This is a genomic window from Halobellus sp. GM3 (assembly GCF_052545375.1).
The window spans coordinates 99194-117793 of record NZ_JBQWLT010000001.1 but is presented as its reverse complement, the minus strand read 5'-3'; the positions used below and the strand labels follow the sequence as shown (position 1 = coordinate 117793).

Below are 18600 nucleotides of genomic sequence, written 5' to 3'. Positions count from 1 at the left end.
CCACTCTCGTCGGCGGCGGGCCGCGTCTACTCGTCGGCGGCGCTCCCGGCGGTGGTGAGTCGGATCCCCATCTCCATCTCGAAGCTCTCGGAGTCGCTGACCTCGAACCCGATCTTTCGGTACAGGTTCACGGCCGGCTGATTCCACCGCTCGACGGTGAGCCACACCTTCTCGACGCCGGACTCCGCCCCGTATCCCAGCAGGCTCTTCATCAGATGCGTTCCGATGCCGGCCTGCTGGTACGCCTGCAGCACGAAGATGGCGAGTTCGTAGGCGTCGCCGTCCGGGACGAGCGTGGCGTGGCCCGCGGCCGTCTCTCCGTCCCACGCGACGACGTTCAGACACTCGTCGGTCAGGATGTTCCCGAGCCACTCGTGGATCCGCTGCTCCTCGCTCGGAGGGATGCCCTGCGCGCGGTCGGCGGGATCGAACGCGACGTACATCGACGCGACGGCCTCGTACTCGCGGTCGGTCCCCTCGTAGGGGCGGACCTCTATCGCCCGGCCCTCGTGGTCCTCGAACCGAAGCGGCGGGGTTTCGAACGGTCCCGCGACCGCGTCGGGGTAGCGGCGGTCTCGGCTCATCTGATGAGGAGGACGCTGACGTGTGAGTTCAGCAGGACGAACTCCGCCGTGCTGCCGAGCTGGATCTTGCCCATCGGACTCGTCGTCCCGCCGCTGAGGGCGATCCGGTCGAAGCCCTCCGACTCGGCGATGTGAACGAGTTCGCTCCCGGCGTCGCCGTCGACGCGGCGGATCGTCGCGTCGATCCCCGCGTCGTCGACGACGCGGTCGACCTCGGCTTCGACGTCGTCGGCCGCGCGATCGGCGCCCGCGCCGTCGACGATGGCGACTGTCAGCTCGTCGTCCGTCTCTGCGACCCGCGTGACCGTCTGCTCCAGTGCGTGGATCGAGTCGTCGGCGCCGTCGATCCCGAGGAGGATTCTCATACGCCCGGATGTCGTCGCCGGAGTAGAAAAATCGTCGGGTGCGTCGGTTTTCCGGCCATCGGTCCGCGCGCCCACCTCGGAGCGCACAGTCGGCCGACAGAACGCTTTTTGGCGTCGGGGCGACACGCGGCAGTATGGAAGACGACGACGCCGAAGCGTCGCCGGCCGACGCCGAGGCCGACGGCGGCGATACCGACGCGGCTGAGGGCACCGCCGAATACGCGGATGGCGACGTCGGAGCGGGAGAAGACGTCGGATCGGGTGACAGCGTCGGGGACGACGACGTCGGAGCGGGAGAAGACGTCGAGGCCGACAACGACGTCGGAGCGGGGGACGACACCGGCGACGCTGACGGGGCCGGCGACGACACCCCGGCGGACGTCCGCAAGTACGCGCGGTTCAAGAAGGTCGACGGCGCGCAGTACGACCGGGTCAACGATTTCCTGCGCGATCGGACCTACGTCACCGCCCGCGAGTGGGCGATCGCCCGGCTCTGTGCGGACTTTCGGACCGAGACGGGGGTCGAGATGACGAAGATCGGGGAGAACCTCCCCGACCTCGTGCCGTTCATGACCGACACGTACACGCCGCAGGCGGTCAATCAGGCGCGGTCGTCGTTCGAGGGGAAAGTGCGGAAGTCGGGGGCGACGTTCCTCTACGGCGCGATGTCGGGCTTTTTCACCGCCGAGGAGCTCGACGAGCTGATGTACGAGGTGACCGAGATCGCGAAGTTCCTGCTGGAGGTCGAGGGCGTCGACCTCTCCGTCGAGGAGGAGTTAGAGGCCGAAGAGCGCATCTCGAGCGTGATGCGGGAAGTCAGGGAGGCGAGCGCCGACCTCCGAGCCGAGGAGCTCAACGGCGGGGCGGACGCGGACAGCGGCGGTGGCGTCACCGACGAGCCGAACGCCGGCGGCGACGCGTAGATGGAGCTCAGGTTCCTCGGCGGCGCGCGCGAAGTCGGGCGGAGCGCGATCCTCGTCAACGACTCGCTGCTTTTGGACTTCGGACTGCTGACCGGCAATCCACCTCGGTTTCCGGTGGAGACGCCCGCGCCCGACGCGGTCGTCGTCTCCCACGGCCATCTGGATCACGTCGGCACGCTTCCGTCGCTGCTCTCCGGGGACGCCAGACCGCCGATCCACTGGACGCCGCCGACGCGGGAGCTCGCGCGAACGCTCGCCCGCGACACGCTGAAGTTACACGGCGGGACGCTGCGGTGTCCGTTCACCGAGAACGACCTCCGGCGCGTCGCGGAGGTCTCGGAGGCGCACGGCTACCGCGAGCCCTTCGAGGCCGCCGGCTTCGAGGTGACGTTCTACAACGCCGGTCACATCCCCGGGAGCGCGCACGTTCTCGTCAGCGAGGGACGGAGTCCCTCGAGCGATCGGGCGCAGTCCGATGACGACGGCGGGGAGACGCGACTGCTCTACACCGGCGATTTCCACACCCACGACCAGCGGTTGGTCTCTGGGACAACTGCGCGACCCGACGCGGACGTCGTCGTCTGCGAGAGCACGTACGCCGACGTGGATCACGAGGCGCGCGCGACCGTCGAGGAACGCTTCGTCGAGAGCGTCGAAACGACGCTGTGGGAGGGCGGCACGGTCGTCGTGCCGGCGTTCGCCATCGGCCGCACCCAAGAGATGATGCTCGTCTGCGAGGCGCACGACATACCCTGTTACGTCGACGGGATGGGCAAGGGAGTCACGCGGATGCTCCTGCGACACCCCGAGTTCCTTCGCGACGCCGACGCGCTCCGGCGGGCGAAGTCACACGCGCGGTTCGTCACGGGGCGCGACGGCCAGCGCAAGCGCATCACACAGCAGAAGGCGGCGATCATCACCACCAGCGGGATGCTCTCGGGCGGCCCCGCGATGACGTACGTCCCAGAGATACGGGGGAGCCCGGTGAACAAGATCGCGCTGACCGGTTATCAGGTCGAGGGGACGCCCGGACGCGACCTCCTCGAGACGGGGAGCGCCGAGATCGACGGTCGGGTGATGCCGATCAGCGCGCGCGTCGAGCAGTACGACTTCTCCGCCCACGCCGATCGAGACGGGATCAGGTCGTTCCTCGACGGTTACGGGGACGCCGAGATCTTGATAAACCACGGCGACCGCTGCGCGGCGTTCGCAGCGGAGTTGGCGGCCGACGGCTTCGACGCCTCCGCCCCAGCCGTCGGAGAAACAGTCACCGTCGACGGATCGTAGCGCGGTCGAGGGCGCTTCGGACACCCGAAGAACGACGGCTGGCGCTCGAGGCGCGTCACTCCCCCTCCGGAAACGCTCGGACCTCGAACTCGCGGTAGCCGCCGTAGGCCGTCTCCAGCGCGCTCAGCCACCAGTTCCAGCGGTCGGCGACGGTCGATTCCGACGGTGCGTCCGCCAAGTTGCGGACGATCGACTCGACGGTGAGCGGCTGACCGCGGTCGTCGGCGACGATCCCGGCGTCGGCGAGGTCGCGCGCCTGTCGCGCCACGACGCGGAACTCGGCGTCGTCGCCCTCGAACTCCGCTTCGAGCCGTGCGGTCAGTTCCTCGGCGTCGAATCCCGCCATCTCAAGGGGCGAGTCGCCGTCGCCGTCACGTTTCTCGGTCACAGACGTAATTCGGACTGCACCGAGAAGAATCCGCCGGCGCGTGGTGCCGTGAGTCGTCCCCGAGAGAGCCGCGACCTACCGCGCGCTAACTCCCACCACTCGCTACGGAGCTACGCCCACCACTCGCTACGGATCTCCTCGTAGGAGGCGTCGCGGAACGGCGGCGGCTTCTCGGCGTCGGCTTCGGCACCGAAGCCGTGGGCCATCCAGTAACCGACGTGCCAGCCGACCGCGTCGGCGTCGAGGTCGACGAGCGAGACCCGAAGCTGCGAGTACGTCTCGATGGCCCCGTCGCCGTCGGGGTCCCAGCCGGCGGTCCGACCGCAGGAGGCCGCGCCCCCGCCGCAGGGCGACGTCTCGACCGGGCGCACGACGATCTCGGCGGCGGCGGAATCGACCGTCGTGAACGAGAGGTTCGTCGGCATCCCCGGCGGGCCGTCCTCGTAGTACGTCAGGGCGTGGCGGACCTGACGGCGGAACGCGTCCGGATCTGAGGCGTTCGCGGCGTCGACGTAGACGGTGAACTCGGCGTCGTCCCACGGGAACGCCCGTTCGGTCGCGTCCGGGAGCGGTTCGGTGTAGAGCACCGAGCGGCTCGCCATCACGTCCGCCGGGGCGTCCTCGTGGGTGAGCCCGAGCGTGTGGCCGAGTTCGTGTTCGAGCACGAGCACGGTCGAATCGTCGGAGAACCCCGTCCGGACGGACACCGTCTCCGGCCGATCGATCTGTCGTCGGTCCTCGATCAGCGGCGCGCATCCCGCGGCGTCGGCCGCGCCGTCGCACTCGGGGACCGCGTCGACGAACTCGACGACGAGGTCCGGGTTCGACGCGTCCGGGCGGATCTCGTACTCGACGGGGTATCCGGCGAAGCGCTCGGCGCGCTCCTCCCAGTACGCCGCCGCCTCGCGAACGAGCGGCGTCCACTCGCGACCGGTCCCCGCGGCGTCGGCCACGGCGACGACGATCGGATCAGCACCCCACGGGCTCTCACGGCCGGGAGCCGCCGTCGGCGTCGGCGAGGGCTCCGCAGGCGACGTCGCCTGCGGCGCGTCCGGCATCGGCGAGTCGGTGACGGCGGACCCCGTCGTCCCGACACCGCCTCGGCTCGTCGTCGGATCCGCCCCGGGAACGTCGACGATCGGACCGGCGCAGCCCGAGAGGACGAGTACGAGTGCGAGCGCCGCCGTGACGCCCACCCGTCTCGATGATCTGTTCGACACGGTCGAGCCGTGGTCGGAGGCGACAAAGAATGTTCGGACCGACGCCGGTGGGAGCGCGGCGCTCACACAGTCGGCACTCCCGGTCACAAAGCGGCTGAGAGGAGTAAGCCCCCTTCTGTTCGTCTCGGCATTCGGCTGAGCGTCCGCGCCCTGTCCGGACTACTTTCGCGGCGCGGACTTGCACCGGTGAAGATTCGCCGTTCCATCCGTTCTCGGCCGTCGGCGAGCGTGGCGGCCGTTCGACAGTCGCAGCCGCGGAGCGACCGCGCTGTTCGCGGCTGTCGCCGCTCACGTTCTGCGGTCGCGTTGCGACCGCACTGCCCTCGACGGGTCAACTCCCTCCCCTCGCGGGTCGGTTCGCGCGCCCGCGGGTCTCCCCGCGAGCGCCGGCGGCGGTGTCGCCGCGCGCGTCTCATCGGTCGGGCCGAGGGGTCTCGTTTCTGTTCCAGAGCCAGCCGTCTCCGACTCCGGGCTTGCGCCCGGTCACCCGTCCGGACGGTGGGGGGACTTTCCTCATCGGTCCGATCGGACCGACGGGAGCCGAGCTCTCTCTGCCGTCCGATACGTAGGGACGTTCGTCGCATAAGGCGTTCGGTCGGCTGCCGAACAGTCGTCGCACGCTGCACTTCGGCTCGTCCCGTCGTGGACGGTATCCAATTGATACCGGTATGCTGACGCAGGCGGTAATCGCCGCCTACCCCCGAACCGCCGAATACCGAGGACGTCGAGGAAAGCGTATCACCTTACTACCACCGTTTCGGATGACACAGCCGGAACCTACCAGTACAGCCCTGCGAGCCCCGGAGGAAGGGAAGCGTTCAAGTCGGGTGAGGCCCTGTACCGATGTATGTCCGAGGCGCAGACCGTTCGTCTCTCCTACGACGACGGGGCGAGAGCGGTCGAGCTAGCGCGAGAATCGGTCGAATCGTACGTTCTCCACGGCCAGCGCGAACAGCCCGGCAGTATGCGTGACGCGTTCTACGCGCGCACCGGGGCGTTCGTCCGTATCCGATCGACTCGGGGTCGCGGCCGCCTCCGCGGCTGTGCGGGCGCGTATAGGGGCAGCGATCAACTCGGACACGCCATCGTCGACGCCGCCATCCAGGCCGCGTCGGGGGACTCCTGCGGGTCCGAGATCGAACAGCCCGAACTGTCGAATCTCACCATCTCGGTCTGCATCGTCTGCGATTACACGCCGACCGATAGACCGCTCGAGGACGTCGAACTCGGGACGCACGGCGTCGTCGTCGACAAGGACGGCAGCCACGGGTGGCTCTACCCGACCATCCCGATCGAAAACGGCTGGAACGAAGAGCAGTTCCTCACACACGCCTGCCGGAAGGCCGGCATCTCGCCGCTCGCGTGGCAGGACGACGACACGACAGTCACGCTCTTCGACGGACAGGTCTTCCGCGAGCGCGCCGACGGCGGCAGCGTCGAAGAAGTATAGTTCTTCGGAGAGATTAGCGGCCGTCTGACGCCTCGTAGCCGCACCGATCGGCATCCAGAGCGGCCCGCTCGGCGGCGGCATCGATTCCGAAATCGAACTCGTCGACGATCTCGCCGTCGCGGAGCAGCGGCTGCAGGAGCTTCTCGCCGTCTGTCGGCCCCTCCTGACCCCGGAGGCCGACGTGGTGACCGCCGTCGACGGTCCGGTAGACGTCCTTGGCGCCGGTGAGCTTCCCGCGTTTGGCCGCCGGGTCGCCGTCGACTTCGACGATGTCGAGCGCGAAGTCGACCGGGTCCGCGTTGGAGACGTAGCCGCCGACGCCGAACCCGTCGGCGACGTCTCCGAGGTCGCGGAGGTCCTCGGGGCCGAGGCCGCCGGAGGCGAAGACGTCGACGTGCTCGTGGCCGTGGGCGTCGAGCGTCCACCGGACCTCTCTGAGGATGTGCCGGAAGTCGCCGCGCCGGGAGCCGGTCGTATCGAGGCGGACGCTGTCGAGCCGATCGCCGAGGGCGGCCGCGGCCCGGAGCGTCTCGTCGACCTCGTCGGAGTAGGTGTCGCACAGCGCGACGCGCGGGACGCCCTCGCCGACCGCCTCGTCGAAGGCCCTCCACGCCTGTTCCTGCTCGCCCCGGCCGAAGCAGATGACGAGCGCGTGCGGCATCGTCCCGCTCGCCTCGCGGCCGATCACGTCGCCGGCGGCGACGTGGGAGAAGCCGTCGAGCCCCGCGACGAGCGCGCTGCGTTCGACCATCGCGGCGATCGACGGGTGAACGTGCCGCGCGCCGAACGAGAGGACGAGCGAGTCGGGGGCCGCCCGCCGGACATCGAGCGCGGCGGTCGCGACGCCGGACGCGTGCGAGAGGAAGCCCAGAAGAGACGTCTCGAAGCGCGCGAACTCCAGGTAGTCGCCCTCGATCCGCATCACGGGGCCGCCGTCGAACAGCCGTCCCGACGGGATCGCGTCGACGTCGACGTCCCGTCCCTCGAGAAGCGCCGCGGCGTCTTTGACGCCCGCCAACAACTCGTACTCGCCGTCGGGGAACTGATCGGCGGTGACCTCCGCGACCACGTGGGGGTTCCGCCCTGCGTGCCGAAGCGTCGTCTCGGTCCGATCGAAGTACGCGTCGGTCGCCGACCCCTCGGAGATGGCGTCGGGACCGACGATGTCGAACTCCATAGGCGCCGTTCGCCGGGCGCGCTGAAAAACGCACTCGTTCGTCTCGCCGGACCGAAAGCCGCTCGTCTTCACTGTGTTTCCGCAGACGTGGGGCGAGAGCGGCGGGTCAGTCAGCGGTCACGAGTCCCGTGGCCGGATGTCCGAGAGGTCGTCGACGGTCGGCCCGTTCACGACCGTCACGCGCGTCCCCGAGCGGGTGACGCGGAACGCGTCCTCGAACTCACCGTCTGGGACGACGTACGTCCCCTCGGCCCGCTGTTCGGCGTCGTGGGCGTCGAGAATCGACCGGTAGGCCCGCTGGAACTGCCGGGCGTCGCGCTCTGTGTCCCACTCGGTCACCCAGACGTAGCCGTACTGCGTCCCCGCCTCGCCCCGTTTCTCATAGGGGAACAGGCGGTCGTTGCCCCATCCCGCGGAGGGCGGGGCGGCGTAGTTGTACGTGTCGTATCGGTTGTCCGAGGTCGTGATGGCCCGGAAATCGATCGTATCGGCGCCGTACCGCTGCGCCTGGTACCAGAACATCACGTACATCGACGCCTCGCCGGCGGTGTCGGAGCCGTCGACGCCCTGTTCGGGGAACGTCTCCCAGCCGTTTCGAGCGCGGTCTCGGTAGTCGATCGGCACCGGGGACTCACCGGTCCGGTGGATGATCTGCTCGGAGGATTCCGGGGGCGTCTCGAAGCGCTCCTCGAGCGCGTCCCACCCCTCCGAGCCGACGAGGTCGTGGACGTACGCCGGACCGTCGGAGTACGGCTGGAAGATCGTCAGGAAGACGCCGAGGTTGGGGCCGTCGCCGCCGCTGCCGCCACCGCCGCTACTCGGAGGCGTCGAAACGCACTCCCACTCGGCGCCGCAGCGTTCGGCGTACCGCTGCTCGACGTACCCCGCGTCGCCCTCGATCAGCCCGTCGGTGGCGAGCTGTTCGTCCTGCGTCCGACCGGCGTACTTCTCTTTCGTCAGATCGTAGTGCTGATCCTGGAGCGCGTGGACGAGTTCGTGGACGAGCGTCGCGTTGTTGATCGTCGGCGACTCGGGGGTGTCGGTGATGATCTTGATCTCGTCGTCGGACGGCGAGTAGAAGCCGGCGACCGCGGAGCTCCGGGTCTCGCCGATGGCCGAGCCGCTGCTCTGGGACTCGCCCGTGACGAACAGCGCCTCCCACACTTGGTCGTTCCAGCGGTTGTACGCGTCGGCCTGACTCGCTTCGCCCGTCGTATCCGGTCCGCCTTCACCGTCCGTCCCGGCGTCGGAGGACCCCTCCGAGCGGTTGCGGTACTCCTCGCGCGAGATGATAGAAACCGGGACGCGGTCCTCGAACTCCAGTCCGCGGAGGTATTCGACGCGCGCCATCGAACGAGCCACGTACGCGTCCAGCTCCTCGTCGGAGAGCCCGTCAGACTGGTCGACGTCGCTCGACTCGTTGTACCAGTAGCCGTCCTCCCAGCCGAGGACGTCCCGACTGGGATCCTCGAAGTCGGCGTTCGGGGCCGCGACCGCGTCGCTGCCGACCCCCGGTCCGGCCTCCATCGTCGGCGCGCTGCACCCCGCAATAACGAGTAACAGGGCGACGGCCGAGACCGCGAGCCCGCGTCGCTGCGTCATTGTGGGCACGGACGGGCCACGCGCGGAAGTACCTTTCCGCACCGGCTGTCCGGGAGAACTCATTTGTCCGGTCGCTGACGACTACTGCGTATGGCAGTCGCTTCGTTCGATCCCGAACGCACCGCCGTCGTCGTCGTCGATATGCAGAACGGCTTCTGTCACCCCGACGGAAGCCTCCACGCTCCCGGGAGCGAGTCGGTCGTCGATGACGTCGACGCGCTCGTGTCTGACGCGCGCGACGCGGGCGCACAGATCGTCTACACTCGCGACGTCCACCCGCCCGAGCAGTTCGAGGGCGCGCACTACTACGACGAGTTCGATCGCTGGGGCGAACACGTCGTCGAGGGGTCGTGGGAGGCCGACATCGTCGAGGAACTCGACGTCCGCCCGAACGACCACGTCGTCGAAAAGCACACCTACGACGCGTTCTACGAGACCGAACTCGACGGCTGGCTGACGGCCCGCCGCATCGACGACCTGCTGATCTGCGGGACGCTCGCGAACGTCTGCGTGCTCCACACCGCCGGCAGCGCCGGTCTCCGAGATTACCGACCGGTGCTGGTCGCGGACGCGATCGGCGCGGTCGAGGAGGACCACCGGGAATACGCGCTCGAACACGCCGACTGGCTGTTCGGCGAGGTTCTCCAGCGCGAGGCCGTCGAATTCGAGTGAGATCCGGCCCCACAGGCGCCCGGTGAACGGCGCCCGGCGAGTAGCGCCGAACGGCCACGTGCCGGGCACCTCAGCCGAGCCTGACCGGGTCGTCGCTGTCGCGTATCGTGACGCGGACCCGGTCGCCGGTCTCGAACTCCCGATCGGGACAGACGAGCTTCGCGCCGCACGCCGCATCGAAGCCGACGAAGAGCGAGAGCCCGGTGATTCGCTCGCCGTTCGCGAGGACGTCGATATCGCGCCAAGCGACGTTTCGTCCGGTCCGATCACCGATCGGATGTCCGAGAAACGAAACGGCCCCAGTCCCGCCCGGTTCGCCCCCGTGGGCCCCCGTCCCGCCGCTGGGTCGCGTCCCAGTCAGGACGCCGCCGCCCGCGTAGTGAGCCACGCCGCCATCGAGAGCGACGAGCGCTCTCTCGGTTGACGCCTCGCCGGCATCGGGCGGGCGACACCCGTCGCCGACATCGGCGGACGCCGCGATACCCGCGAACCGATCCCCCTGGGCGGGGTGTCTCGGCGCGTCGAGGAGCGCGTACGTCTCGCCCGCGTCGACGACGGTTCCGACGCCGTCCCACGGGAGGGGCTCGACCGCGACGTCGGCGACGACAGGGAGCGATCCCCCCGCCCGGTACGGGTTCTGGTCGACCCGCCGGAACCCCACGTGGAGGTGGTTCTCGACCCACGGAGCGAAAAAGCCCGAGCGGACCAGCTCGCCGATCGGGTCGCCGACGCCGATGGTGTCGCCCGGTTCGACGGTCGGACGGACGTGGAGGACGCGCGCGATGAGGTCGTCCGCATCCGCGTTATCCGCACCAGAGGCAACGACGTCGATGTCGCTTCGCCCGGCGTCGACGTCGACGAGGACGAGGTACTCCTCGTCCGCCGCGTACGGTTTCGCCGGCGCGCGGACCGTTTTCGTCTCGATCACGTCGCCGGCGACGGGCGAAGCGGCCTCGTTCGTCGCCGGATAGAGATCGACGGCACAGCCGGAATCGTGCGCGGGATACGGCGAGTTGTACCGCGAGAAGCGCGAGTACGTTCGAAGCGTCGATCCGGAGAGGCGAACGACTCGCTCGGCGTTCACCCGACATCACCGACCATACCCCACCGCCGGACCGAGAGCGCTTAGGTCCGTCGGCACGCATCGCCGCCCGTGATCGAGGAGTTGGTCCCGGACGCCGAGGCAGTCCGGATCGTGCGCGGCCGCCCCGGCGCTCCCGACGCGGACCGGGGAGTCTCGGACGCGATGCTGGATCGGACCGCCGATTCCGGCGTCGCCGCGGTCCGCGCGTGGACGCCCCACAGACAGGTGGCGTTCGGCCGGCGCGACGCCCGCAGCGACGGATACGACCGGGCGCGGTCGGCCGCCGAGTCCCGCGGCTATCCCGCGATCGAACGGGACGTCGGTGGGCGGGCCGTCGCGTACACGGGGACGACCGTGGCGTTCGGTGTCGTCGTCCCCATAGCCGACGCGCGCAGCGGGATCGGTACTCGGTACGACGCCGCCGTGACCGGTGTCGTCGGCGCGCTGCGGTCGCTCGGCGTGCCGGCGCGTCGCGGAGAGCCCGACGCGTCGTTCTGTCCGGGAGCGCACTCGGTCCAAGCGCGCGGGAAGCTCTCGGGTATCGCCCAGCGCGTCCGGCGCGACGCCGCCCTCGTCTCCGGCATCGTCGTCGTCGACGCCCGCGACGAACTCGCGGCCGTGCTCGACCCGGTGTACGAGGCGCTCGGCGTGCCGTTCGACCCCGAGTCGGTCGACAGCGTCGCCGCGATCGGGGGCACGGCCGACTCCGAAGCGGTGATCGACGCGCTCGTCGAGTCGTTCTGCGGCGAGTTGCAGCGCCGGCCGGTCGCGGTCGATTCGCTGTCCGACGGGAACGGCATGTCGCGTCGGCAGGGGTCGGGCTCGGGCGATCGGAACCGCCGGGCTTAGGTCGACAGCGGGCGATCCCCGCGTATGTCGACACTCTTTCGCGACGCGCGGCTCGCCGACGGGCGGCGCCGCGACGTCCGGGTCGAATCGGGGACGATCGTCGCGGTCGGTTCCGCGGTCGACGCCACGGACGAGGACCGCGTCATCGACGCCACGGAGCGGCTGCTCCTCCCGGGGGCGATCGACGCGCACGTGCACTTTCGCGAACCGGGACACGCCCAGAAGGAGACGTGGACGACCGGCTCTCGAAGCGCGGCGGCCGGCGGGGTGACGACCGTCGTCGATCAGCCGAACACCACGCCGCCGACGACCACCGGCGCGGCGTTCGACGAGAAGGCGTCGCTCGCGGGCGCGTCGTGCGTCGATTACGGCATCAACGGGGGCGTCACCCCCGATTGGGCTCCCGACTCGCTGTTCGATCGGCCGCTGTTCGCGCTGGGCGAGGTGTTCCTCGCCGACTCGACCGGCGATATGGGCATCGATACCGACCGCTTCGCCGACGCCGTCGAGCGCGCAGCGCTCCGAGGCGTCGTCGTGACGGTCCACGCCGAAGACGCCGACCTGTTCGACGGGAGCGCCCGCGAGCGCGACGCCGGCGGCGCCGGCCGCGACGCGGACGCCGACGTCTGGAGCCAGTACCGCCGCGCCGAGGCCGAGGCGGCGGCTGTCGAACGCGCCGTCGAAGTCGGATCCGAGGCGGGGGCCGCGATCCACATCGCGCACACGAGCACGCCCGAGGGCGTCGACGCGGCCGCGGCCGGCGGCGCGACGTGCGAGGTGACGCCGCATCACCTCTTTCTCTCGCGGGAGGACGCGAGCGAACTCGGGACGTACGGGCGGATGAACCCGCCGCTCAGGAGCGAAGAGCGGCGTCGGGCGCTGTGGGACCGACTCGTCGGCGGCGACGTCGACGTCGTCGCGACCGATCACGCGCCGCACACGACGGCGGAGAAGGACGTCGGCCTGTGGGACGCGCCGAGCGGCGTCCCCGGCGTCGAGACGATGCTGCCGCTGCTCCTCGAGCGCGCGCGGCGGAGCGAGATCACCTACGAGCGCGTCCGGGACGTCACCGCCGCGAACGTCGCCGACGTGTTCGACCTGCCGCGGAAGGGGCGCGTCGCCGAGGGCTACGACGCGGACCTCGTGCTCGTCGACCCCGAGGACGAACGAGAGATCCGCGGAGACGACCTCCACTCGAAGTGCGGGTGGACGCCGTTCGAGGGGATGTCCGGCGTCTTCCCCGATCTGACGCTCGTCCGAGGCGAGGTGGTCTACGACGGCGAGGAGGTCGTCGGTGAGCCGACCGGCGAGAACGTTCGCCGGTAGCGACGCCCGAGAGGTGGCCTCACTATAGTAGCGTTCGCACGTCTTCGCTCACTCGATCGCACGAGTACGTGCGATCGGATGTGCGATCAGTTGCAAACGCTACTATAGGCGAATACTCGCGATCACAGAGGGGCGAACAGCCGGCACCCGCTCGCGACGAGTCTCAGAGGTCGTCGCGTCCCGCGTCGACGTGCCGGGCACCCGCGACCCGACGCGGGGCGATCCTCACGTCACGGGGGTGCTGCCCCCGCGATCGTATATGAACGTTCGTCCGAGCGCGGGCGGTGTTCAGATACGCGATTGCGTTTTGGAGAGCCGCCGTCGGCGGGAATGGAAGCGAGTGCGCTCTCGGCGTCTTCGTGAACGGAGTGAGCGGGGGCCCGTCACTTCGTTTTGCTCGTGACAGCGACGGCGGGTCCTCCCGGGCCGTTCGACGCGCGGAGTTGGACGGCTGCGACGCGCATCGTCACTCGCCCTCTCTGGCCCAATCGAGCGAGCGCTCGACGGCGTCCCGCCAGCGTCCGTACCGCTCGTCGACGTCGTCGTCGGGATCGGGCCGGAAGTCGCGGTCGACCCGCCAGTTGTCCCGGAGGTCCGAACGCGACTCCCAGTACCCGACCGCGAGGCCGGCCGCGTACGCCGCGCCGAGCGCGGTCGTCTCGTCGACCTCCGGGCGGACGATTTCCGTTCCGAGGATATCCGCCTGCAGCTGACAGAGGAAGTTGTTCTTCACCGCGCCGCCGTCGACGCGGAGGCCCGAGAGCTCGATGCCGCTGTCTTCGAGCATCGCCTCGGCGACGTCGCGCGTCTGGTACGCGATCGACTCCAGCGTCGCGCGGACGACGTGCTCGCGCCGGGTGCCGCGCGTCATCCCGACGATCGTCCCGCGGGCGCGCTGGTCCCAGTGCGGCGCTCCGAGCCCGGTGAACGCGGGGACGACGTAGACACCGTCAGTAGTGTCGACGGCGCGCGCGAGCGCTTCGCTCTCGGCCGGGTCGTCGATGAGCGTCATATCCGCCAGCCACTCGACGGCCGCGCCCGTGGCGAAGATCGATCCCTCCAGCGCGTACTGGACGGGCTCCCCCGAGCGCTGGAAACCGACGGTCGTGAGCAGGCCGTTGTCGGACGAGACCGCGTCCGTCCCGGTGTTCATCAGCATAAACGATCCCGTCCCGTAGGTGTTCTTCGCGTCGCCCGCGTCGAAGCACGTCTGGCCGAAGAGCGCCGCCTGCTGATCGCCGAGCGCACCCGTCACCGGGACCGACGCGCCGAGGAACCCCTCGGGGTCGGTCCGCCCGTAGTAGTCGTCGTCCGACGAGGGACGGACCGTCGGCAGGATTTCGGGCGGCACGTCGAACTCCGCGAGCAGCTCGTCGTCCCAGACGAGCTCGTGGATGTCGAAGAGCATCGTCCGCGAGGCGTTCGTCACGTCCGTGACGTGCTCGCCAGTCAGCCGGTAGATGAGCCAAGCGTCGATCGTCCCGAAGCACAGGTCCCCCGCCTCGGCGCGGTCTCGGACGTCGTCCGGGCACGTCCGCTTGATCTTGATCGGATCGGCGTTGTCGAGGATCCACTCCGCCTTCGTCGCCGAGAAGTACGCGTCGGGTTCCAGCCCGGTGACCGCGCGGATCCACTCGGCTTTGCCGTCGGCTTCGAGCGCTTCGATTCGCTCTGTCGTCCGGCGGTCCTGCCAGACGATCGCGTTGTACACCGGCGCCCCCGACTCCCGGTCCCAGAGGACCGTCGTCTCCCGCTGGTTCGTGATGCCGATCGCCGAAAGCTGCGAGGCGTCGATCCCGGCGGCGTCGAGCGCGCGGCCGATAACGGCGGTCGTGTTCGACCAGATCTCTTCTGGGTCGTGCTCGACCCACCCCGGTTCGGGGTACAGCTGCTCGTGGGTCTCGTACGCGTTCGCGATGGGCCGGCCGCCGCGATCGAACACGAGAAAGCGCGTTCCGGTCGTTCCCTGATCGATCGCGCCGACGTACGTGGATTCAGTCATTGTCTCGTGGGTCACGGGACGGTGTTTCGAGCGGTCATAGGGCGTTCCGAGGGGCGTGGACTGCTCGGTGTCGTGGTGTTCGGGGCGCCACTGCGGCGCTGCCGAGTACGACGCATCCGATCGTACGCTGTCGTGGATCGGATGCGTACTCAGTTGTAACCGCTACGATAGTACACCTCCCACGCGGAGAATCGTAAAACCCGCCGATGCCTGCGGCGTCCGACACCGACCGTGCCGTTCGTGCGCGAGCGACGCCGTCCGGCGAAAGCTATCTATCGCCGGCGACCGCAGGTGGCGGTATGTCGGATCCTTTTGTCGTCGTTGGCGGTGACGCCGCGGGACTCTCGGCGGCGAGCAAGTGTCGACGGACCGATCCCGAGCGCGACGTCGTCGTCTTCGAGAAGGGCGAGTGGATCTCCTACGCCCACTGCGGGACGCCGTACTTCGTGAAGGGCGAGGTCGATCGGCTCGACCAGTTGCTCTCGCTGTCGCCCGACGAGGCCGAGGAGCGCGGAATCGATCTCCGGCGCGGTCACGAGGTCGTCGCGGTCGACGCCGACGCCGAGACAGTCACCGTCGAATCCGAGGACACGACGTTCGAGCAGCCCTACGGCGATCTACTGATCGCGACGGGCGCACGCGCCGTCTCCGATCCGATCGAGGGCGCGTCGCTCGACGGCGTCTTCACCCTCCACGGCCTCGATCACGCGGCCGCGATTCGGGCGTATCTGACCCCGCCGGCGGCGTTCGACGTCGCGGATCTCGGCGGCGGCGACGCCCTCGACGAACCGGCCGTCCTCAGGTACGGCGAGCTGACCCCACCGGAGACGGTCGCGGTCGTCGGCGGCGGCTACGTCGGCGTCGAGATGGCCGAGGCGTTCGAGGCGTGGGGACTGGACGTTCACGTCTTCCAGCGGTCCGAGCTGCTCGTTCCGGGGTTCGGCGAGACGGTCGGCGAGGAAGTCGCGAGAGCGCTCCGCGAGGCCGGCGTGACGCTTCACCTCGGGGAGGAAGTCGTCCGCCTCCGGGGCGACGACGGCCGCGTCGCCGGTCTCGTCTGCGAGAGCGGAGCCGAACTCGCGGTCGACGCCGCGCTCGTCGGCATCGGCATCCGACCGAACACGGGGCTCCTCGAGGGCACGCCGGTCGAACTCGGCGGCTCGGGGGCCGTCGCCACCGACGCCTACGGGGAGACGAACGTCGACGGCATCTTCGCCGCGGGCGACGTCGCGGAGATGCCGCAGACGGTCACCGGCGACCCGACGTGGGACCCGCTCGGCCTGCCGGCGAACCGGGCCGGCCGGGCCATCGGCGCGACGGTCGCGGGCGATCCGACACCGACCGGGGCCGTGGCGAACACGGCGATGGTGAAGGCGTTCGACCTCGGGTGCGGCAGGACGGGCATCCTCGATCACGACCGCGCCCGCGAGGCCGGGTTCGATCCCGTCTCGAAGACGATCACCGCGGGGTCGCGCTCGGGCTATTACCCCGGCGCGGCCGAAACGACGGTCACGCTCGTCGCCGACCGCGACACGGGGCGGCTTCTCGGCGGCAGCATCGTCGGCACCGACCGCGCCGCGGTCCGGATCGACACGGTCGCGACGGCGCTCGGCGGGGAGATGTCCGTCGCGGAACTCGAGCGACAGGATCTGGGCTACGCGCCGCCGTTCAGCCCCGTGTGGGATCCCGTACTCGTCGCCGCGAAGGTGCTGAACGGGTCGCTTGACTGAGCTGCGAGCCTCTTCGCTGTCCGGCAAGAGCGCAGGTACACTGCGGTAGACGACGTCGCTCGTCTCCTTTTCAGCCAAGGTTTATTTAATATGGCTTACCAGTGTAGTCAATGGCCACGCAGGTGAACTACAGCGGCCTCGTTATCGCTGGGCTCGGGTTTTTCCTCACACGGTTCACCGTCACCCTCAGTATCTACGAAACGCCGGTCCGGTTCTACCTCGCGGGCGTCGTCCCGCTGTCGCTCGGTCTCGGGTTGGCCGCCTTCGGCGTCGCGCTGACCGTCGTCGACGTCGAGGCGTCGCTGGTCCGGACGACCGCGCGCTGGTGTTGTATCGGTGCCGGGGGGATGTTCGTTCTCGTTGTGCTCACGCTCTTCGGAACATCGCCGGGCGGCTTCCCCGACTTCAGTACGGTTCGGTCACAGACCTACCTCTCGAACTTCCTGATCGGTGGGAGCGCCGGCGGAACCCTGATTGGGTTGTACGCCGCGCGCAATCGCGAGCAGCGCTCCGAGCTCCGACACCAAACGTACCGCCTCGAAGTGCTCAATCGGTTGCTCCGCCACGAAGTGCTCAATTCCGTGAGCGTGATTCGGGGATACGCGTCGATGAGCGCGGCTGAGAACCTCGACGCTGAGACGATCATCAAAGAGCGTGCGGACACCATCGACGAGACGATCGACGAGGTGAGATACCTCACGAAACGCATCGGGGCGGAGACAGACAGCGTCCCGGTCGACCTCGGGGAGTGTCTCAGAGAGAGCATAGCGGAGACGCGAGAGAACCACCCGAACGCCACCGTCTCCCTCGATATCCACGATCGAGAGATCACTGTGCGTGCGACCGAACGGCTCAATCACGTCTTCGGACACCTACTCGAGAACGCGATCGTCCACGCACCGACGACCGATCCCGCCGTGGAGGTTTCGACGGCGACGACGACGACCAGCGCCCGCGTCAGCGTGAGCGACAACGGGGCCGGGCTGCCCGAGACTCAGCGCCGAATCCTCGAGGAGGGCGAGATTCAGGAGTTCGACGATCCCGGGTCCGGCTTCGGGCTCAACATCGTCAGGTTACTCATCGAGAGTGTCGGAGGAGCCATCGAGACCGACGTGGGGGAGGACGGAACGACGATCACTGTCGTCCTCCCGTTAACCGCGAAGCGAAGCCTCGGCTTCGAGCCGAGTCGGACGCGACTGACCGGCGTTCGTCCCGCGGCCCCCCACCTGTTGGTCACTCTCGGGGCGGCGCTGGTCGCCGGCGTCGCATACGGCGTCGCGGGGTCGCAACTCGGCGGGTCTATCGCGGCGATCGGCGTCTTCTACGGGATCGAGAACGTGACCGTCGGCTGGCTCACGCACCAGTTCCACAGCGTCGTCTTCGGGTTCATGTTCTCCGGGATCGTCTCCGTCACACCGGCGCGGTACCAAAACAGCGTCGGTGCCTACGTGACGGTCGCTATCGCGTGGGCGCTCTGTCTGTGGGCCGTTGCCGCCGGGATGATAGCTCCGGTCTGGTTACGACTGCTGGGCGTCTCGGCACAGATTCCGAACGTATCGGTCCCACTGCTCCTGAACCACCTCGTATGGGGTATCACGCTCGGCGTACTCACTGCGTTGGGATACCGATACCTCACCCCGAGGATGACCCGGTTCGGTGAGCGACTGAGACAGGGTGCCGGAGACACCGGTTGACACGAGGCCCCAGAATACCAACCGGCATATCGGTACTTACCTCGGTTCGACTCGCTCCACTCGTCGGGTTCTCACGGGCCGGGAGGGACTTGAACCACGGTCTCTCCGCTCCCTGATTCAAGCCCCCCCGACGTCTCACCAACCACGACTCGCTCCGCTCGTCGGGTTCTCACGGGCCGGGAGGGACTTGAACCCCCGACCGTCTGGTTAAAAGCCAGACGCTCTGCCGAACTGAGCTACCGGCCCG

16 protein-coding genes, 1 tRNA gene and 1 other RNA gene are annotated in these 18600 nt (G+C 69.1%); 8 read left to right on the top strand and 10 right to left on the bottom strand.

Annotated elements, in window-relative coordinates; all coding sequences use genetic code 11:
• Positions 1–26 precede the first annotated feature (26 nt).
• A complete protein-coding gene (locus ACT3HL_RS00590) occupies positions 27–584 on the bottom strand; it encodes a GNAT family N-acetyltransferase (RefSeq protein ID WP_445084868.1) in 558 nt (185 codons plus the stop codon).
• Positions 581–949: a universal stress protein gene (locus tag ACT3HL_RS00585; RefSeq protein WP_445084867.1), complete on the bottom strand. Its 369-nt coding sequence runs from the start codon at positions 947–949 to the stop codon at positions 581–583. The genes ACT3HL_RS00590 and ACT3HL_RS00585 overlap by 4 nt, the downstream gene beginning before the upstream one ends.
• A 134-nt stretch (positions 950–1083) precedes the next feature.
• Here ACT3HL_RS00585 and ACT3HL_RS00580 point away from each other — a divergent pair, with 134 nt between their 5' ends.
• Both ACT3HL_RS00580 and ACT3HL_RS00575 read left to right on the top strand, forming a co-directional pair.
• Positions 1084–1872, top strand: coding sequence for a DUF5806 family protein (locus tag ACT3HL_RS00580; protein ID WP_445084866.1), 789 nt, complete (start codon positions 1084–1086; stop codon positions 1870–1872).
• Positions 1873–3159, top strand: a complete 1287-nt coding sequence (locus ACT3HL_RS00575) for an MBL fold metallo-hydrolase RNA specificity domain-containing protein (RefSeq protein WP_445084865.1) — start codon at positions 1873–1875, stop codon at positions 3157–3159.
• Between the two features lie 55 nt (positions 3160–3214).
• On the opposite strand, the gene ACT3HL_RS00570 is transcribed toward ACT3HL_RS00575, so the two are convergent.
• The 3 genes from ACT3HL_RS00570 to rnpB all read right to left on the bottom strand — a co-directional run bounded on the left by ACT3HL_RS00570 (position 3215) and on the right by rnpB (position 5323).
• Positions 3215–3505, bottom strand: a complete 291-nt coding sequence (locus tag ACT3HL_RS00570; RefSeq protein WP_445085269.1) for a hypothetical protein — start codon at positions 3503–3505, stop codon at positions 3215–3217.
• A gap of 152 nt (positions 3506–3657) precedes the next feature.
• A complete protein-coding gene (locus tag ACT3HL_RS00565) occupies positions 3658–4767 on the bottom strand; it encodes a matrixin (protein ID WP_445084864.1) in 1110 nt (369 codons plus the stop codon).
• Between the two features lie 92 nt (positions 4768–4859).
• An RNA gene (gene rnpB, locus ACT3HL_RS00560) (RNase P RNA component) lies at positions 4860–5323 on the bottom strand.
• 291 nt (positions 5324–5614) lie between these two features.
• On the opposite strand from rnpB, the gene ACT3HL_RS00555 reads away from it, so the two are divergent.
• Positions 5615–6217 carry a TIGR00296 family protein gene (locus tag ACT3HL_RS00555; RefSeq protein ID WP_445084863.1) on the top strand — a complete coding sequence of 201 codons (603 nt, stop codon included), beginning with the start codon at positions 5615–5617 and terminating at the stop codon, positions 6215–6217.
• Between the two features lie 13 nt (positions 6218–6230).
• Here the strand turns inward: ACT3HL_RS00555 and ACT3HL_RS00550 are convergent, their stop codons facing one another.
• Positions 6231–7394, bottom strand: a complete 1164-nt coding sequence (locus tag ACT3HL_RS00550; RefSeq protein ID WP_445084862.1) for a nicotinate phosphoribosyltransferase — start codon at positions 7392–7394, stop codon at positions 6231–6233.
• Between the two features lie 117 nt (positions 7395–7511).
• Complete coding sequence (locus ACT3HL_RS00545) at positions 7512–8996, bottom strand: Hvo_1808 family surface protein (protein WP_445084861.1); 1485 nt, start codon at positions 8994–8996, stop codon at positions 7512–7514.
• Positions 8997–9086: 90 nt separating this feature from the next.
• On the opposite strand from ACT3HL_RS00545, the gene ACT3HL_RS00540 reads away from it, so the two are divergent.
• Positions 9087–9668, top strand: coding sequence for an isochorismatase family protein (locus ACT3HL_RS00540; protein WP_445084860.1), 582 nt, complete (start codon positions 9087–9089; stop codon positions 9666–9668).
• A gap of 70 nt (positions 9669–9738) precedes the next feature.
• Here the strand turns inward: ACT3HL_RS00540 and ACT3HL_RS00535 are convergent, their stop codons facing one another.
• Complete coding sequence (locus ACT3HL_RS00535) at positions 9739–10752, bottom strand: hypothetical protein (RefSeq protein WP_445084859.1); 1014 nt, start codon at positions 10750–10752, stop codon at positions 9739–9741.
• A 162-nt stretch (positions 10753–10914) separates the two neighbouring features.
• On the opposite strand from ACT3HL_RS00535, the gene ACT3HL_RS00530 reads away from it, so the two are divergent.
• Positions 10915–11601, top strand: coding sequence for a lipoyl protein ligase domain-containing protein (locus ACT3HL_RS00530; RefSeq protein ID WP_445085268.1), 687 nt, complete (start codon positions 10915–10917; stop codon positions 11599–11601).
• A 24-nt stretch (positions 11602–11625) separates the two neighbouring features.
• Positions 11626–12927 (top strand): dihydroorotase, encoded by a 1302-nt coding sequence (locus tag ACT3HL_RS00525; RefSeq protein WP_445084858.1) that lies wholly within the window; start codon positions 11626–11628, stop codon positions 12925–12927.
• A gap of 466 nt (positions 12928–13393) precedes the next feature.
• On the opposite strand, the gene glpK is transcribed toward ACT3HL_RS00525, so the two are convergent.
• The gene (glpK, locus tag ACT3HL_RS00520; RefSeq protein ID WP_445084857.1) at positions 13394–14929 is read right to left on the bottom strand and encodes a glycerol kinase GlpK; all 1536 of its coding nucleotides are present in this window, start codon (positions 14927–14929) and stop codon (positions 13394–13396) included.
• A 299-nt stretch (positions 14930–15228) separates the two neighbouring features.
• Between glpK and ACT3HL_RS00515 the strand changes: the two genes are divergently transcribed.
• Positions 15229–16659 carry an FAD-dependent oxidoreductase gene (locus ACT3HL_RS00515; protein ID WP_445084856.1) on the top strand — a complete coding sequence of 477 codons (1431 nt, stop codon included), beginning with the start codon at positions 15229–15231 and terminating at the stop codon, positions 16657–16659.
• 110 nt (positions 16660–16769) lie between these two features.
• On the top strand, positions 16770–18353 hold the full coding sequence (locus tag ACT3HL_RS00510) for an ATP-binding protein (RefSeq protein WP_445084855.1): 1584 nt from the start codon (positions 16770–16772) through the stop codon (positions 18351–18353).
• A gap of 172 nt (positions 18354–18525) precedes the next feature.
• Here ACT3HL_RS00510 and ACT3HL_RS00505 read toward each other — a convergent pair.
• Positions 18526–18599: transfer RNA gene (locus ACT3HL_RS00505), tRNA-Lys, on the bottom strand.
• Position 18600 lies beyond the last annotated feature (1 nt).

Excerpts from the sequence above, each read along its gene's own strand:
- ACT3HL_RS00590 (WP_445084868.1), bottom strand. The coding sequence starts at position 584 with ATGAGCCGAGACCGCCGCTACCCCGACGCGGTCGCGGGACCGTTCGAA.
- ACT3HL_RS00585 (WP_445084867.1), bottom strand. The coding sequence starts at position 949 with ATGAGAATCCTCCTCGGGATCGACGGCGCCGACGACTCGATCCACGCA.
- ACT3HL_RS00580 (WP_445084866.1), top strand. The coding sequence starts at position 1,084 with ATGGAAGACGACGACGCCGAAGCGTCGCCGGCCGACGCCGAGGCCGAC.
- ACT3HL_RS00575 (WP_445084865.1), top strand. The coding sequence starts at position 1,873 with ATGGAGCTCAGGTTCCTCGGCGGCGCGCGCGAAGTCGGGCGGAGCGCG.
- ACT3HL_RS00570 (WP_445085269.1), bottom strand. The coding sequence starts at position 3,505 with ATGGCGGGATTCGACGCCGAGGAACTGACCGCACGGCTCGAAGCGGAG.
- ACT3HL_RS00555 (WP_445084863.1), top strand. The coding sequence starts at position 5,615 with ATGTCCGAGGCGCAGACCGTTCGTCTCTCCTACGACGACGGGGCGAGA.
- ACT3HL_RS00550 (WP_445084862.1), bottom strand. The coding sequence starts at position 7,394 with ATGGAGTTCGACATCGTCGGTCCCGACGCCATCTCCGAGGGGTCGGCG.
- ACT3HL_RS00545 (WP_445084861.1), bottom strand. The coding sequence starts at position 8,996 with ATGACGCAGCGACGCGGGCTCGCGGTCTCGGCCGTCGCCCTGTTACTC.
- ACT3HL_RS00540 (WP_445084860.1), top strand. The coding sequence starts at position 9,087 with ATGGCAGTCGCTTCGTTCGATCCCGAACGCACCGCCGTCGTCGTCGTC.
- ACT3HL_RS00530 (WP_445085268.1), top strand. The coding sequence starts at position 10,915 with ATGCTGGATCGGACCGCCGATTCCGGCGTCGCCGCGGTCCGCGCGTGG.
- ACT3HL_RS00525 (WP_445084858.1), top strand. The coding sequence starts at position 11,626 with ATGTCGACACTCTTTCGCGACGCGCGGCTCGCCGACGGGCGGCGCCGC.
- glpK (WP_445084857.1), bottom strand. The coding sequence starts at position 14,929 with ATGACTGAATCCACGTACGTCGGCGCGATCGATCAGGGAACGACCGGA.
- ACT3HL_RS00515 (WP_445084856.1), top strand. The coding sequence starts at position 15,229 with ATGTCGGATCCTTTTGTCGTCGTTGGCGGTGACGCCGCGGGACTCTCG.
- ACT3HL_RS00510 (WP_445084855.1), top strand. The coding sequence starts at position 16,770 with ATGGCCACGCAGGTGAACTACAGCGGCCTCGTTATCGCTGGGCTCGGG.